Here is a 258-nt window from a genome sequence, read left to right as displayed (position 1 = left end):
CAACATCAGTGAGTGAGAGTGACTCTACGAGCATGAGTAACTCAACGTCAGTAAGTGAAAGTGACTCTACGAGCATGAGTAACTCAACGTCAGTAAGCGAGAGCGACTCTACTTCAATGAGTAACTCAACGTCAGTAAGCGAGAGCGACTCTACTTCAATGAGTAACTCAACATCAGTGAGTGAGAGCGACTCTACGAGCATGAGTAACTCAACGTCAGTGAGTGAGAGCGATTCTACTTCAATGAGTAACTCAACAT

The 258-nt window shown here is 44.6% G+C and carries 1 pseudogene; it reads right to left on the bottom strand.

The window, feature by feature from the left end:
* Positions 1–258 (bottom strand): annotated as a pseudogene (locus TP70_RS12940) (hypothetical protein); the annotation flags it as partial.

Source organism: Staphylococcus microti (genome assembly GCF_000934465.1).
Taxonomy (GTDB): Bacteria; Bacillota; Bacilli; order Staphylococcales; family Staphylococcaceae; genus Staphylococcus; species Staphylococcus microti.
The sequence above is the reverse complement of the archived record's forward strand: the minus strand, read 5'-3'. Positions and strand labels throughout refer to the sequence as shown.